Source organism: Pseudomonas sp. R3.Fl, assembly GCF_023516765.1.
GTDB lineage: Bacteria > Pseudomonadota > Gammaproteobacteria > Pseudomonadales > Pseudomonadaceae > Pseudomonas > Pseudomonas citronellolis.
The window spans coordinates 6,870,805-6,885,897 of the sequence record NZ_JAMGSO010000001.1 but is presented as its reverse complement, the minus strand read 5'-3'; the positions used below and the strand labels follow the sequence as shown (position 1 = coordinate 6,885,897).

Below are 15,093 nucleotides of genomic sequence, written 5' to 3'. Positions count from 1 at the left end.
GCCTCCTTCAGTTCGGTTCGGGTTCGGCGCCAAGCGCGCCGAAGCCGGCGATCCACTCGGGAATCGGTCGGTAGTAGCGGTCATGCACGCGGTAGGCGCCGAAGACGGAGAGCGCGGCGAAGGCGGCCACCCAGGCTTTCACCTCGTGGGTCGAGCGGCCGGCGATGCTCGACAACTGCTCGTTGCCCAGGGCATCCAGCTCGCCCAGCCGGTTCTGCGCGAGGATGTCGAGGAACTGCTGGTCCCACTCGGGGTTGAGCGGATGCAGCGAGCCGGGGTCCTCGACGAAAAGCCGCGCCGCGCGGATCACCCGCTGCTGCCGCGCCTCCCGCTCATCGGCCGGCAGGTTGCGCCCGCTGCCCATCAGGCGGTCGGCCATATGGGCATCCACCTGGGCCAGCTGCGGCACCGGCGGCTGGTGCGACAGCCCGCCGGAACCGAGGAACAGCACGCGCTTGCCGGTGGAACGGGCGAATCGGCCGATGGCCTCGCCGAGCAGGCGGGCGCGCTGGAAGCTGGGCAACGGCGGCGCGACCGCATTGATGAAGACGGGCAGCACCGGGTAGTTCCCGAGCCCGCCCAGCAATTGCTCCAGCGGCTCGGCGAAGCCGTGGTCCACCTGCATGCGGTAGGACACCGCGGCGTCCACGCCGGCCTCCAGCACCGCCGCGGCGCAGGCCTCGGCAAGTTCCCTGGGCACGTTGAGCGGGCCGCTCAGGGTGCCGAAGTCGCCAATGGCGTGCGCGGCGACACCGATGCAGAACGACGGCATCACGTCATAGAAGAAACCGTTGTAGTGGTCCGGGGCGAACAGCACCACCAGCTCCGGAGCGAACGCCGCGATCCGTTCACGCGCCAGGGCCACCACGTCATTGACCTCCTGCAGCACCTCCGGCGCGGGGTCCACGTGCCCGATCAGCGGGGAATGCGAAAGGCATTGGAGAAGGACGCTCATCACCGGCACCCGCGGCAGAGGGTCACGGTCATCAGGGTATTCATGGGCAGGCACTCCAGGGACTCGGCAAGCGGACAACGCCCCGGTCACGCCCGGAACAGGCCTCTGCGGCCGACACGGACGGGCATCCGGGCAATTCGTCCGAATCATAGGAAGCGCGCCGCCGCCCAGCGCTCCCATGGCCGAGGGGCTTATCCCGATAGCGCAGAAACCCGGCCCTGCCGGCCCGAGGCCGGTTGCGGCGGGGCGGGCCAACTGTTGGCCTGGCGACAGTTACCCGACAGTACAGTTGCAGGCGCAACAGCAAAGGCCCGGCGCCAGCCCGCGGCCCCCGGAATCACCGAGGCGCCCGGTGGCACGGGGATTGCCTCGGGGGCACCACGACGGATTCCCCCAGCTAGCAACGAGGACAGCAACATGAGTCTGGACGCCTTCCGCGCCCCACCATTCTCCAGCGACAGCCACCACCCAGGCCCAACCCACGGCGACCAGGAACAGGAGCACGGCGCATGAAGATCATCGACATGCGCTGCCGCCCGGCCTTCCTGCATCCGTTCTTCGGCGCCGTGCCCGGCTCGGCCGAGCACGCCACGGCGCGCTGGCTGAACCGGCGCGTCGGCACCCGCGGCGACGATGCCCATTTCGAACGCTCGCTGACCCACGAAGGCTTCCTCGCCGAGGTGCGCGACGCCGGCCTGTACAAGGCCGTGGTGGTCGGCCGGCACACGCCGGCGCAGCACCTGCCCAACGAACGGATCCACGCCATCGTGAATGGCCACGCGCAATTGCTCGGCATCGGCTCGGTGGACCCGGCGCTGCAGGGCGTGGAAGGCGCGCTCGCGGAGATCGACCATGCGATCGACGACCTGGGCCTGACCGGCATCGACCTGGAGCCCGGTTTCGGCGAACCGGCCCGGCACCCGGACGACGCGCTGTACTGGCCGATCTACGAGCACCTGCAGAAGCGCGCCATTCCATTGTTCCTGATGAGCGGGCCGACCACGCCCGACCCGGCCTACAACGACCCCGGCCGCCTGGCGGCCGTGGCCCGGGCCTTCCCGGACCTGCGGATCGTCGTCTACCACGGCTTCTGGCCCAACGTGCAGCAGGCCATCGGCCTGGCGTTCCGCTACGAGAACGTCCACCTGGTGCCGGACATGTACCTGTTCCTGCCCGGCAGCGAAGCCTACGTGCAGGCCGCCAATGGCTTCCTCGCCGACCAGCTGCTGTTCGGCTCCTCCTACACCTTCAGGCCCATTCGCCAGAGCATCGAGGACGCCCAGCGCCTGGGCCTGAGCGAACACGCCCTGGAACGCTTCTTCCACGGCAACGCCGCGCGCCTGTTCAGGCTCGACTGAGTAGCGCCAACTCCGCAGCGCCGTCGTCATGGCGGCGATGTGGGGAATGGGTCAGGGCGATGCCGCCCCCATGCGCAGCCTCGCCTCAGGCCATCGCAGCGATTTCCACCATGTCGCCACGCAGGCGCACCGGCCATACGCGCAATTGCTGCTCGGGAAACTCCAGGCAAGCGCCGTCCTCCAGGCGGAAGTGCTGTTTGTACAGCGGGGCGGCCACCACCAGCTCGCCGCCGAGGCAGCCGACGATGCCGCGGCCGATGACGTTGGCGCCGGACAGCGGGTCGCGGTTTTCCACGGCGTAGAGCTGGCGGCCCCGGGCCGAGCCCGGCAGGTAGAACAGCGCGACCTGCACGCCGCCGACCCAGGCCACCACGCCCGAGTCCGCCACCAGGTCGTCGCGGGAACAGAGGTCCTGCCAGTCGCTGTCGAGCGGTCGGCTATCGATAAGTTGTGCGCTCAGTTGGGCCATCAGACCATCTCCTCGGCTACGGGTATCAGGTGGAGTTCATGGGCGCGGACCGGCCGGCGCTGGCCGCGCTCCTTGACGAAATGCACGCCCGGGTCGGGACGCGCGTCGTTGACGAAGGTGCGGAAGCGCTTGAGCTTTTCCGCGTCCTGGAGGGCGTTGGCCCACTCGCATTCGTAGCGGTCCACCACCGCCTGCATCTGCGCTTCCAGTTCGGCGCCCAGGCCCAGGCTGTCGTCGATGACCACCGCCTTCAGGTAGTCCAGCCCGCCCTCCAGGCCCTCGCGCCACACCGAGGTGCGCTGCAGCCGGTCGGCGGTGCGGATGTAGAACATCAGGAAGCGGTCGATGTAGCGGATCAGCGTGTCGTCGTCCAGGTCGGTGGCGAACAGCTCGGCGTGGCGCGGGCGCATGCCGCCGTTGCCGCAGACGTAGAGGTTCCAGCCCTTCTCCGTGGCGATCACGCCGACATCCTTGCTCTGCGCCTCGGCGCACTCGCGGGTGCAGCCGGAGACCGCGAACTTCAGCTTGTGCGGCGAGCGCAGGCCCTTGTAGCGGTGCTCGATGTCCAGGGCCATCTTCACGCTGTCCTGCACGCCGTAGCGGCACCAGGTGCTGCCAACGCAGGACTTCACCGTGCGGGTGGACTTGCCGTAGGCATGCCCGGTCTCGAAGCCGGCGGCGATCAGTTCGGCCCAGATGTCCGGCAGCTCGTGCAGTTGCGCGCCGAACAGGTCGATGCGCTGGCCGCCGGTGATCTTGGTGTAGAGGTCGTACTTCTTCGCCACCGCGCCGATGGCGATCAGCCCATCCGGGGTGACCTCGCCGCCGGGGATGCGCGGCACCACCGAGTAGGTGCCATTCTTCTGCATGTTGGCCATGAAGGTGTCGTTGGTGTCCTGCAGCGGCACCAGCCAGGGCTCCTGGATAGGCCGGTTCCAGCAGGAGGCGAGGATCGAGCCGACCGCCGGCTTGCAGATGTCGCAACCGACGTGGCCCTTGCCGTGCCTGGCCAGAAGCTCGTCGAAGGTCTGGATGCCTTCCACGCGGACGATGTCGTACAACCCCTGGCGGGTGTGGGCGAAGTGCTCGCAGAGGCTCTTGTCCACCACCACGCCGCGCGCGCTCAGCTCGTGCTCGAAGACCTGCTTGAGCAGCCCGGCGCAACCGCCGCAGCCGGTGGCGGCCTTGGTGCAGGCCTTGAGCCCGGCGAGGTCGCTGCAGCCGCCGTCGATGGCCGCGCAGATCGCCCCCTTGCTGACGTTGTGGCACGAACACACGGTGGCGGTCGCCGGCAGCGCGTCGGCGCCCAGCGCCGGAGCCGCCTCGCCCAGCGGCAGGATCAGGCTGGACGGATCGGCCGGCAGCGGGATGCCGTTCTGCACGTATTGCAGCAGGGTGTCGTAGTAGCTGTTGTCGCCCACCAGCACCGCGCCGAGGGCCTGCTTGCCGTCGGCGGAGACCACCAGCCGGCGGTAGCTGGAGCTGGCCTCGTCGATGACGCGGTAGCTGCGCGCCCCCGGCAGTGCCCCCTGGGCATCGCCGATGGAGCCGACGTCGACGCCGAGCAGCTTGAGCTTGGTCGACATGTCCGCGCCCATGAAGGATTCGGCCTCCTCGCCACAGAGCGTCGCGGCGACGGTTCGGGCCATCTGGTAGCCCGGCGCGACCAGCCCGAAGATGCTGCCGTTCCAGGCCGCGCATTCGCCGATGGCGAAGATGTCCGGATCGCAGGTCAGGCACCGGCCGTCGATGGCGATGCCGCCGCGCGGGCCGAGCTCCAGGGCGCATTGGCGGGCCAGGGCGTCCTGCGGGCGGATACCGGCGGAGAAGACGATCAGGTCGGTTTCGAGGAAATCCCCGCCGGCGAAGTTCATCCGGTAGCGATACGCCTCGCCGGCCGTGACCGACTGGGTGGCCCTGGACAGGTGCACGCCGACGCCCAGCGCCTCGATCCGCGCCTTCAGCGCCGCGCCGCCCTGCTCGTCGAGCTGCACCGGCATCAGCCGCGGGGCGAACTCCACCACATGGGATTCCAGGCCGAGGGATTTCAGCGCGTTGGCCGCCTCCAGCCCGAGCAGGCCGCCGCCCACCACCACGCCACGGCGGGCGTTGGCCGCCGCCGCGCGAATGCCGTCGAGGTCAGCCAGGGTGCGGTAGACCAGGCAGGCATCGCCCTGCGCGCCCTCGATGGGCGGCACGAAGGGATAGGAACCGGTGGCCAGCACCAGCTTGTCGTAAGCGCGGCGGCCCTCGGCGGTGACCACCTCGCGACGGGCGCGGTCGATTTCCAGCACTGGCACGCCGAGGTGCAGGGTGACGCCCGGCCGCTGGTACAGCCCGGCCTCGCCCAGCGCCAGCGACTCGGCATCGCGGCCGCCGAAGTATTCGGAGAGGTGCACCCGGTCGTAGGCGCGCAGCGGCTCCTCGCTGAACACATGAATGTGGTAGCGGCCCAGCGCACCACGCTCGACCAGCTGTTCGACGCAGTGGTGGCCGACCATGCCATTGCCGATCACGACCAGGGTTTGCACGGCATTGAAGGTAGCGACGTTGGAGTTCATGGAAGCCCCCGGCAAGCTCAACGGTTTTGCAGCGGAAAACAAAAAGGCGCCTGGAGTCTCGCGACTCCAGGCGCCTTTGCCTGTTCATTCTGAGGGTGCCATCGGGCCACGCTGCCCGATGCACCTGGTACCCCGGGTCGTCGATCGGCGTTGATCGTCCGGGTGGCCCGCCTCGTCGGTGGGCACGAGAGTGTTCTAGCAGGCTCCATGCCAGCCTTGCTGGAGAACCCTTCGCCGAGCCCCTGCGCCCCCGCAATACCTGGGCTGGACAGCTAGTCACGGCCTTCCGACCGGCCTGCGCCCCTGGCGCGCCTCGGCTCGACAGGCGAGCCAAAACGGTGCGCAGAACGGCAAGCGTGCCCCATTCACCGGCGCAGGCGAGCACCACCCCGCAGGCAAGCAGCCCTCTACGCCGACACCCCGCAGCGCCATGGCAATGCCGTGCCCGGGCGCAACCAGCCACGGTCTTCTCCCCACGCACACAGACGGTTTCCCGAACCTGGCACAGGCATTGCCTGAGCTAGCCCCGAGCGGTCAACGCCGACCGCCTCGACCACGACGACGACGCCGTGCCACCCCCGCCTTGCGCGGAGGGTCGCATGGCGTTTTTGCTTTTTGCGGACGGAAAGACCCATGGCGGAAAAGACGATTCGGAGCGTGTGTCCCTACTGCGGCGTCGGCTGCGGCATCGTCATGCAGGTACGGGACGGCCGCGTGGCCAAGGTGGTGGGCGACAAGCAGCACCCGACCAACTTCGGCCGCCTGTGCACCAAGGGCAGCACCTGCAACCAGGCGATCGCCGAATCCGGCCGCATGGAGCACGCCTACCTGCGCAGCGAGCGGGCCCGCGAACCGGTGCGAACCCCGGTCGCCGAAGCCATCGCCGCCACCGCTAGGCGGCTGCGGGGCATCCTCGACGCACATGGCCCCGACGCCCTCGCCTTCTACGTCTCCGGGCAGATGTCGCTGGAGGCGCAATACCTGGTCAACAAACTGGCCAAGGGCTACGTCGGCACCAACCAGATCGAGTCCAACTCGCGCCTGTGCATGGCCAGCGCCGGCAGCGGCTACAAGCTCTCCCTCGGCGCCGACGGCCCGCCCGGCTCGTACCAGGACTTCGACAAGGCCGAGGTGTTCTTCGTCATCGGCGCCAACATGGCCGACTGTCACCCCATCCTCTTCCTGCGCCTGATGGACAGGGTCAAGGCCGGGGCCAAGCTGATCGTCGTCGACCCGCGGCGCAACGCCACCGCCGAGAAGGCCGACCTGTTCCTGCAGATACGCCCCGGCACCGACCTGGCGCTGCTCAACGGCCTGCTCCACCTGCTGCACGCCAACGGCCACACCGATGCGCAGTTCATCGCCGAATTCACCGAAGGCTGGGAAGAGCTGCCGCCATTGCTCGACGACTACACGCCGGAACGGGTCGCCGAGCTGACCGGCCTCGACCCCGCGGCCCTGCGCCAGGCCGCGCAATGGATCGGCGAGGCCGGCGCCTGGATGAGCTGCTGGACCATGGGCCTGAACCAATCGACCCACGGCACCTGGAACACCAACGCCCTGTGCAACCTGCACCTGGCCACCGGCAAGATCTGCCAGCCCGGTAGCGGCCCCTTCTCCCTCACCGGCCAGCCCAACGCCATGGGCGGCCGCGAGATGGGCTACATGGGGCCGGGGCTGCCAGGGCAGCGCTCGGTGCTGGCGGAGGACGACCGGACCTTCGTCGAGCGCACCTGGGGCGTGCCGGAAGGCACCCTGCACACCCGCCTGGGCGGCGGGACCATCGCCCTGTTCGAAGACATGGCGGCCGGGAAGGTCAAGGCCTGCTGGATCATCTGTACCAACCCGGTGGCCAGCGTCGCCAACCGCGGCAAGGTCATCGAGGGCCTGAAGGCCGCGGAACTGGTGATCGCCCAGGACGCCTTCCTCGACACCGAGACCAACCGCTACGCCGACGTGCTGCTGCCCGGCGCCCTGTGGGCCGAGGCCGAAGGCGTGATGATCAACTCCGAACGCAACCTCACGCTGATGCAGCAGGCCGTGGAGCCGCCCGGCGAAGCCCTGGCGGACTGGCGCATCATCGCCGAAGTGGCCTGCGCCATGGGCTTCGCCGACGCCTTCAGCTACGCCTCGGCGGCCGAGGTGTTCGAGGAGATCAAGCGCTTCCACAACCCCAAGACCGGCTACGACATCCGCGGCGCCAGCCACCCGCGCCTGCGCGAAACCCCGCTGCAATGGCCCTGCGCCGACGCCCATGGCGACGACCGCGCGCCGATCCGCTACCTCAACGACGGCATCAGCCAGAAACCCAGGCTCCGCGAGGACGGCTCGCGGCCACGCCTGGCCTTCCCAACCCCGACGGGCAAGGCGCGGTTCTTCGCCCGGCCGCACCTCGACCCGGCGGAAATGCCCGACGCCGACTACCCCTTCGTGCTCAACACCGGCCGCCTGCAGCACCAGTGGCACACCCTGACCAAGACCGGGAAGATCGCCACCCTCAACAAGCTCAACCCCGGCCCCTTCGTCGAGGTCCACCCGGAAGACGCGCAGAGCCTCGGCGTGCGCGACAAGGACCACCTGGAGATCCGCTCGCGCCGCGGCCAGGCCGTGCTGCCCGTGGTGGTGACCGACCGGGTGCTGCCCGGCGGCTGCTTCGCGCCCTTCCACTGGAACGACCTGTACGGCGACAACCTGGCGATCAACGCCGTCACCAGCGATGCCATCGACCCGCTATCGCAGCAGCCGGAGTTCAAGTTCTGCGCCGTCAGCCTGCGCCGCGTCGAGCTGATCGACCACCAGTTCCTGGAGACGCCTGCCGCCACGGGCGCCTCGCTCACCCCGCCGCCCCTGTCCGAGGAGATCGATATGGCCCCCGTCGATGCATTCGCCGCCCTGCTCGGTGTGTCCGGCACGACACCCCCGCCCCTGAGCGAGCCCGAGCGCGCCTACATGAGCGGCTTCATCGGCGGCTTGCGCATCAACCCGAATGCGGGCGTACCCAGCCTGCCCGCCAGCGCGCCCCTGGCCGCGCCGACGCGCCTCTGGCTCGACGGCATGCTGGCCGGCCTGTTCAGCCGCGCCGGCCAGCTACAGCCGGCGCTGTTCGAAGCGCCCGCCCCAGCACCACAGCCCGCCCCACAAGCGGCCGGCACGGCCCCCGTCACCCTGCTCTGGGCCTCGCAGACCGGCAACGCCGAGGCCCTGGCCGAGCGCGTCGCCAAGCGCCTGGAAACCGTGGGCTGCAGCGTGGAACTGGCCGCCATGGACAGCTACACGACGGAGAGGCTCGGCAGCGTGCGCAACCTGGTGCTGCTCAGCAGCACCTTCGGCGACGGCGACCCGCCGGACAACGGCCGCAGCTTCTGGGAAACGCTCAACGCCGGCGCGCCGGACCTGAGCCACCTGCGCTATTGCGTGCTCGCCCTGGGCGACCCCAGCTACGACCAGTTCTGCCAGCACGGCAAGAACCTCGACCGCCGCCTGGCCGAGCTGGGCGCCAACCGGCTGGGCGCGCGCATCGACTGCGACACCGACTTCGAGGAAAGCGCGGAACGCTGGCTGGGCGAGTTGCTGGCCCGGCTGGAACCCGGAACGCCCGCCCCCACCGAGCCCCCCAAGGAAAAAACCGTAGCGCCGGCAGCGATAAGCAAAGACCACCCCGCGCCCCTGCGCCTGACCCTCAACCGCCGGCTGAACGGCGAAGGCGCCAGCAAGGACACCCGCCAGTTCGCCTTCGCCCTGGACGATTCGGGCCTGCAGTACGAAGCCGGCGACGCCCTCGGCGTATGGCCACGCAACTGCCCGGAGCTGGTCGAGGAAGTGCTGCAGCTCGCCGGCCTGGACGGGGAACAGGTCGTGAGCGTCGCCAAGCTCGGCGACATGCCGCTGCGCACGGCGCTCACGGACTGCTACGAGATTGCCCGGCCCAGCGCCGAAGCCCTGGCCCTGGTCGCCGAGCGCAGCGGCCGGGCGGAACTGCGCGAGCTGCTGGGGCCGCGCAAGGCCGAACTCAAGGACTGGCTATGGGGACGGCAACTGGCCGACGTGCTGCAGCTGTTCCCGGCCCGCCATGACGCCGGCGAACTGCTGGGCGCCCTCAAGCGCCTGCAACCGCGCCTCTACTCCATCGCCTCCAGCCCCAGGGCCCAGGCCGGCGAGGTCCAGCTGACCGTCTCGGCCGTCCGCTACGGCCGGCGCAAGGGCGTGGCCTCGACCTACCTGGCCGACCGGGCCGGCGAGGCGCGGGTACCGCTGTTCGTGCAAGCGTCCCGGCACTTCCGCGTCCCCGAACAGGGCGACCGGCCGATGGTGATGATCGGCCCGGGCACCGGCGTGGCGCCCTTCCGTGGCTTCCTCCACGAACGCCGGGCGCGCGGCGATGGCGGGCGCAACTGGCTGTTCTTCGGCGAACAGCATGCCGCCACCGACTACTACTACCGGGACGAACTGGAAGCGATGCACAAGGACGGCCTGCTCACCCACCTGAGCCTGGCCTTCTCCCGCGACCAGGCGGAGAAGATCTACGTGCAGGACCGCATGCGCGAGCACGGCGCCGAACTCTGGCGCTGGCTGGAAGAAGGCGCGAACCTCTACGTCTGCGGGGACGCCAGCCGCATGGCCAGGGACGTCGACCAGGCGCTGCGGGACCTCGTCCGGGCCCACGGCGGCCTCGACGAGGAGGCCGCGGCGCAATACGTACGCTCGTTGAGCGAGCAGAAGCGCTACCTGCGCGACGTCTATTGAGGGGCCCTTTGCTTCGACGGCCGGCGGATTCCAGCGTCGCCCCGCCTCAGATCGTGCGCGAGAAACGCTCCTGCTGCTCGCCGCCCAGGTAGGCATCGAAGGCCATCGCCACGCTGCGCATCATCAACTGGCCCTGGGGCAGCAGGATCAGCGCGTCGTCGCGCAGCTCCACCAGTCCGTCGTCGACCTGCTCCTGCAACTGCCGCAGCGAGCCTGCGAAATACTCGCTGAAACGGATGCCGTGGCGCGCCTCCAGCGGCGCGTAGTCCACGCGGCCATGGCACATCAGCGCGCCTATCACCTCGCGGCGCAGGCGGTCGTCGTCGGTCAGCCGGTAGCCCTTGTGCACCGGCAGCAGGCCCTCGTCGAGGCGCGCGTAGTACTGCGACAGCTCCTTCACGTTCTGCCCGTAGGTGTCGCCGACCTTGCTGATCGATGACACGCCCAGCGCGATCAGGTCGCAGTCGGCATGCGTCGAATAGCCCTGGAAGTTGCGTTGCAGCGTGCCCCTGGCGCGGGCCACGGTGAGTTCGTCGTCGGGCAGCGCGAAATGGTCCATGCCGATGTATGCATAGCCCTCCCCCGTCAGCCGCCGGATGGTCAGCTCCAGCAGCTCCAGCTTGCGCTCGGGCGGCGGCATGTCCTCGCGGCGGATCAGCCGCTGCGCGCGCACCCGCTCGGGCAGGTGGGCGTAGCTGTAGGCGGCGATGCGGTCCGGGCGCAGCGCGATGATCTTGCCCAGGGTAGCGTCGAAGCTTTCCACCGTCTGCAGCGGCAGGCCGTAGATCAGGTCCACCGAGACCGACTTGAAGCGCGCCTCGCGGGCGGCCTGGACCAGGTCGAAGATCTGCTGCTCGCTCTGCACGCGGTTGACCGCGGCCTGGACCTTCTCGTCGAAGTCCTGCACGCCGAAGCTGAGGCGGTTGAAGCCCTGGGCGCGCAACTCGGCGATGCGCTCGCGGCTGATGGTGCGCGGGTCGACCTCGATGGAGAACTCGTGGTTGTCGCTCTCGTCCAGGTTGAAGTGCTCGCGCAGGCTCTCCATCAGGTCCGACAACTGTTCGCTGGTCAGGTAGGTCGGCGTACCGCCGCCCAGGTGCAGCTGGGTGAGCTTGCGCGAGCCCTCGAACAGCGCCGCCTGCATGGCGATCTCGCGCTTGAGGTAGTCCAGGTACTCCACGGCGCGGTGGGTCTTCTGGGTGATGATCTTGTTGCAGGCGCAGTAGTAGCAGAGGCTCTTGCAGAACGGGATATGGATGTAGACCGACAGCGGCTTGGCCGGCGCCCGGTTGCTCGAGCGGGCGGCCTGGCGATAGTCGTCGGCGGCGAACGCGCCATGGAACTGCGGCGCGGTGGGATAGGAGGTATAACGCGGGCCGGGGCGATCGTACTTCTCGACCAGCGCGCGGTTGAAACTCATCGACTCAGACATGGCACGGCTCCTCGGACGCTGGCAGTCTGTCGCTGCAAGTCGTCCGGTCAAAGATACACCCATGTGAGCATTGCGCCTCCTGAGCGGGATCAAGAACTTCCGCCGGGCGCAGCTCGGCTTCGCGCATCCAGGGCGAGCTAGACTGTCCGTACTGGCAGCGCCAGCGGTTAGCGCAACGTCCTGAGGAGCCTGCACGATGACCAGGAGATTCGAGATCGGCGATCATGTGAGCTGGAATTCCGAGGCGGGCCGCGTGTCGGGGACGATCATCGCCATCCATACCCGCGACTTCGACTACAAGGGCCACCGCCATCACGCCTCGGAAGACGATCCGCAGTACGAGATCAAGAGCGACAGGACCGACCACATCGCGGCGCACAAGGGCAGCGCCCTCACCCTTGTGTGATGCGGGCGGCCCGTGAAGCTTCCGTTCTTCACCATCGGCCACTCCAACCGGAGCCTCGACGCCTTCGTCGAGCTGCTGCGCGAGCCCGGCGTCGGGCTGGTCGTGGACATCCGCAAGGTCCCGCGCTCCGCGTCCAACCCGCAGTTCAATGCCGATACGCTTCCCGGGGCGCTGGCCGACTGCGGCATTGCCTACGAGCACCTGGCCGCGCTCGGCGGGCTGCGCGGCAAGGCCCGGGGCCTGCCGGCGCAGGTCAATGGCTTCTGGGACAACCGCAGCTTCCGCAACTATGCCGACTACGCGCTCTCGGAACCGTTCCAGCAGGGCCTGGAGCAGCTGCTGGAAGCGGGGCGCCAACGGCGCTGCGCGATCATGTGCTCGGAAGCCGTGTGGTGGCGCTGCCACCGCCGCATCGTCAGCGACTACCTCATCGCCAGGGGCGAGACGGTCTTCCACATCATGGGGGAAGGCCGCCTGGAGCCGGCCCGGTTGACGCCCGGCGCCGTCGTCCAGGCGGATGGCTCGGTGGTCTATCCCGCGATTGACTCACCGCCGGAGTGAGCGGCTAGGTGCCGCGCTTCAGCAGCATCCTCTCGATATGCCCGATGGCGGCCCGCGGCTTGAGCTTTTTCGGGCAGAAGGCGATGCAGTTGTAGATCGAGCGGCAACGAAACACGCTGAACGGGTCGTCCAGCGCCGCCAGCCGCGCCTCGGTGGCCGTGTCACGGGAGTCGACGAGAAAGCGGTAGGCATTCAACAGGCCCGCCGGGCCGATGAAGCGCTCCGGGTTCCACCACCAGGACGGGCACTGCGTCGAGCAGCAGGCGCACAGGATGCACTCGTACAGGCCATCCAGCCTGGCCCGCTCCTCCGGCGACTGCAGCCGCTCGATGGCCGGTGGCGGCTGGTCGTTGATGAGGTAGGGCTTTATCCGCTCGTACTGCCTGTAGAACGTCCGCATGTCGACGACCAGGTCCCGTATCACCGGCAGGCCGGGCAACGGCCGTATGACGATGTCCACGTCGCCGCGCAACGGCCTGATCGCCTGCCCGGATGGCAGCTGCCCGCCGTGGAGCAAGGTCGAGACGCTGGTGATGCAGGCCAGGCAGTTGGCGCCGTTGATGTTCATGCCGTCGGAGCCGCAGACGCCTTCGCGACAGCTGCGCCGGTAGGTCAGCGTCTGGTCCTGGGTTTTCAGGTGCTCCAGCAGGTCGAGCACCATCATGTCCTCGCCCGGCTGCAGGTCGTAGGTGTAGTCCTGCAGGCGCGGCGCTGCATCCTGTTCCGGGAGATAACGGTAAATACGGACTTTCATCTCGCTCACCTCCGGGCCGATCTCCAGCGTGGACCTTCCAGGCGATCTGGCCAAGCCTCTGTCGGCAGCCCAGGAATTATACGACTCATCGATAGGAGCAGCGCCGGCAGCGGCGCCGAGTTGCTGGCCAATGGCAAGCTATGTGATGATTAGTATCGATTCTCATTTACCAAAAGATTCTGATGGCCGCGGGACACCACCCAGCGGCGTGGTGACTGTCTGTGAGCTCATCTGCCTATGCCACTCCTCCATCGCTGGAGACGCTGTACTGCGACCATCACGGCTGGCTGCAGGCATGGCTGCGCAGGCGCCTGGGGCACGCCAGCGATGCCGCGGACCTGGCCCACGACACCTTCCTGCGGCTGATCGGCGGGGCCAGCCAGCCGCGCTTCGCCAGCATGGCCGAAGTGCGCGCCTACCTGCGAACCACCGCCAAGAACCTGTGCATCAACCTGTGGCGGCGCCAGGAAATCGAACGCGCCTGGCTCGACACCTTGGCGGCGCTGCCGGAAGAGCAGTGCCCCTCCGCCGAGCGGCAGGCCGCGGTTCTGCAAGCCCTGGAGGAAATCAGCTGCATGCTGCAGACGCTGTCCGCCAAGGCGGCACGGGCCTTTACCCTCGCCGTGGTGTGCGAGATGACCGACGACGAGGTCGGCGCGCAGCTGGGGGTTTCCGGGCGCATGGTGCGCAAGTACGTGGCCCAGGCCATGCTCGCGTGCCTGACGTTGCGCGCCGGCGAGACGGCTGCCGCGTTGCGCCAGGAGCCGCTCTACTGATGGCGAACCCCGGTCACGAAAGCCCCCTGCCCTCGCACGCCGTGCTGGAGCAGGCGGCCTACTGGTACGCCACCCTGCGTGACGGCCAGGCCAGCGCCCAGCAGCGCGCCCACTGGCAGGCATGGCTGGGCGCGGATCAGATGCACGAGCAGGCCTGGCGTTATGTCGAAGGCGTCAGCCGCAACTTCGAGCCGCTGCGCGGCCGGCCCGACACGCACCTGGCCGCCGATGCGCTGGGTATCGCCGCCGAACGCATGCATTCGCGTCGCCGGCTGCTGACCGCGATGGCGGCCGTCAGCACTGGCACCCTGTGCGGCTGGCTGGGCTGGCGTGAAGCGCTGCTGCCGTCCGGCCTGATGGCCTGGGGCGCGGATTACCGCACCGCCACTGGCGAGCAACGTGAAATAACCCTGGCCGATGGCTCCCGCGCCTGGCTCAACACCGCCAGTGCCATCGACCTGGCGTTCAGTGCCCGGGCTCGCCGCGTCACGCTGGTGCGCGGCGAGGTGTTCATCGCCACCGCCAAGGGCGCGCGCCCCTTCTACGTCGAGACCGGGCATGGGCGCCTGCAAGCGCTGGGCACGCGCTTCAACGTGCGCTGCGAGGGCGAGCGAACCTGGCTGGCCGTCTATGAAGGCGCTGTGGAAATACGCACTGCCAAGGGCGCCGTCCGCGTGCTGAAGGCCGGCCAGCAGGCGCATTTCAGCGCCAGCCACATCGGTGACAGCCAGGCCGCCGACGCGGCCCGTGAAGCCTGGACCCAGGGCTCGCTGCTGGCCGACAACATCTCCCTGCGCGAGGTGGTGCAGGAGCTGCGCCGCTATCGCCACGGCCACCTCGGCGTTGCCGATGAGGTGGCCGACCTGCGGGTGTATGGCAACTTCCCCATCCAGGACTCCGAGCGCGTGCTGCGCATGCTGGCCTCGGCGCTGCCGATCCGTATCGAACAGCCCCTGCCCTGGTGGGCGAGCATCGAAGCCCGGCGCTGAACACGGCGGGCAAAAAAAATCGGAAAAAGGGTTCCGGGTTTCGCCCGCTCGCTGGTTTACCCAGTGAGAAGACGTGAAACATCGCCGCA

The 15,093-nt window shown here is 68.9% G+C and carries 11 protein-coding genes; 6 read left to right on the top strand and 5 right to left on the bottom strand.

The genetic code is table 11. The annotated features are described in order from the left end of the window. Positions 1-7: 7 nt before the first annotated feature. Positions 8-955 carry a 3-carboxyethylcatechol 2,3-dioxygenase gene (gene mhpB / locus M8R19_RS30395; RefSeq protein ID WP_249919819.1) on the bottom strand — a complete coding sequence of 316 codons (948 nt, stop codon included), beginning with the start codon at positions 953-955 and terminating at the stop codon, positions 8-10. 509 nt (positions 956-1,464) lie between these two features. Between mhpB and M8R19_RS30390 the strand changes: the two genes are divergently transcribed. Then, entirely contained in the window at positions 1,465-2,313 is an 849-nt protein-coding gene (locus tag M8R19_RS30390; protein WP_249919818.1) for an amidohydrolase family protein, read from the top strand. A gap of 85 nt (positions 2,314-2,398) precedes the next feature. Here M8R19_RS30390 and nirD read toward each other — a convergent pair whose 3' ends face one another. Then, positions 2,399-2,782, bottom strand: coding sequence for a nitrite reductase small subunit NirD (gene nirD, locus M8R19_RS30385; protein WP_249919817.1), 384 nt, complete (start codon positions 2,780-2,782; stop codon positions 2,399-2,401). Beyond that, on the bottom strand, positions 2,782-5,343 hold the full coding sequence (gene nirB / locus M8R19_RS30380) for a nitrite reductase large subunit NirB (RefSeq protein WP_249919816.1): 2,562 nt from the start codon (positions 5,341-5,343) through the stop codon (positions 2,782-2,784). The genes nirD and nirB overlap by 1 nt, the downstream gene beginning before the upstream one ends. A gap of 633 nt (positions 5,344-5,976) precedes the next feature. Here nirB and M8R19_RS30375 point away from each other — a divergent pair. Next, positions 5,977-10,086: a bifunctional nitrate reductase/sulfite reductase flavoprotein subunit alpha gene (locus M8R19_RS30375; protein ID WP_249919815.1), complete on the top strand. Its 4,110-nt coding sequence runs from the start codon at positions 5,977-5,979 to the stop codon at positions 10,084-10,086. A 46-nt stretch (positions 10,087-10,132) separates the two neighbouring features. Here the strand turns inward: M8R19_RS30375 and hemN are convergent, their stop codons facing one another. Continuing rightward, positions 10,133-11,518, bottom strand: a complete 1,386-nt coding sequence (hemN, locus tag M8R19_RS30370) for an oxygen-independent coproporphyrinogen III oxidase (RefSeq protein WP_249919814.1) — start codon at positions 11,516-11,518, stop codon at positions 10,133-10,135. Between the two features lie 196 nt (positions 11,519-11,714). Here hemN and M8R19_RS30365 point away from each other — a divergent pair, with 196 nt between their 5' ends. Together M8R19_RS30365 and M8R19_RS30360 are read left to right on the top strand one after the other, a co-directional pair. Continuing rightward, a complete protein-coding gene (locus M8R19_RS30365; RefSeq protein ID WP_009619863.1) occupies positions 11,715-11,924 on the top strand; it encodes a hypervirulence associated TUDOR domain-containing protein in 210 nt (69 codons plus the stop codon). A 12-nt stretch (positions 11,925-11,936) separates the two neighbouring features. Then, positions 11,937-12,485, top strand: a complete 549-nt coding sequence (locus M8R19_RS30360; protein ID WP_249919813.1) for a DUF488 domain-containing protein — start codon at positions 11,937-11,939, stop codon at positions 12,483-12,485. Between the two features lie 4 nt (positions 12,486-12,489). On the opposite strand, the gene M8R19_RS30355 is transcribed toward M8R19_RS30360, so the two are convergent. After that, on the bottom strand, positions 12,490-13,239 hold the full coding sequence (locus M8R19_RS30355; RefSeq protein WP_009619859.1) for a succinate dehydrogenase iron-sulfur subunit: 750 nt from the start codon (positions 13,237-13,239) through the stop codon (positions 12,490-12,492). Between the two features lie 221 nt (positions 13,240-13,460). On the opposite strand from M8R19_RS30355, the gene M8R19_RS30350 reads away from it, so the two are divergent. Then, complete coding sequence (locus M8R19_RS30350) at positions 13,461-14,015, top strand: sigma-70 family RNA polymerase sigma factor (protein ID WP_009619857.1); 555 nt, start codon at positions 13,461-13,463, stop codon at positions 14,013-14,015. Continuing rightward, positions 14,015-15,004 (top strand): FecR domain-containing protein, encoded by a 990-nt coding sequence (locus tag M8R19_RS30345; RefSeq protein ID WP_074979568.1) that lies wholly within the window; start codon positions 14,015-14,017, stop codon positions 15,002-15,004. Before M8R19_RS30350 ends, M8R19_RS30345 begins: the two co-directional genes overlap by 1 nt. The last annotated feature ends 89 nt before the right edge of the window (positions 15,005-15,093 follow it).

What these genes read in the sequence shown, in the direction of transcription:
- mhpB (WP_249919819.1), bottom strand. Translation starts at nt 955, where the DNA reads ATGAGCGTCCTTCTCCAATGCCTTTCGCATTCCCCGCTGATCGGGCAC.
- M8R19_RS30390 (WP_249919818.1), top strand. Translation starts at nt 1,465, where the DNA reads ATGAAGATCATCGACATGCGCTGCCGCCCGGCCTTCCTGCATCCGTTC.
- nirD (WP_249919817.1), bottom strand. Translation starts at nt 2,782, where the DNA reads ATGGCCCAACTGAGCGCACAACTTATCGATAGCCGACCGCTCGACAGC.
- nirB (WP_249919816.1), bottom strand. Translation starts at nt 5,343, where the DNA reads ATGAACTCCAACGTCGCTACCTTCAATGCCGTGCAAACCCTGGTCGTG.
- M8R19_RS30375 (WP_249919815.1), top strand. Translation starts at nt 5,977, where the DNA reads ATGGCGGAAAAGACGATTCGGAGCGTGTGTCCCTACTGCGGCGTCGGC.
- hemN (WP_249919814.1), bottom strand. Translation starts at nt 11,518, where the DNA reads ATGTCTGAGTCGATGAGTTTCAACCGCGCGCTGGTCGAGAAGTACGAT.
- M8R19_RS30365 (WP_009619863.1), top strand. Translation starts at nt 11,715, where the DNA reads ATGACCAGGAGATTCGAGATCGGCGATCATGTGAGCTGGAATTCCGAG.
- M8R19_RS30355 (WP_009619859.1), bottom strand. Translation starts at nt 13,239, where the DNA reads ATGAAAGTCCGTATTTACCGTTATCTCCCGGAACAGGATGCAGCGCCG.
- M8R19_RS30345 (WP_074979568.1), top strand. Translation starts at nt 14,015, where the DNA reads ATGGCGAACCCCGGTCACGAAAGCCCCCTGCCCTCGCACGCCGTGCTG.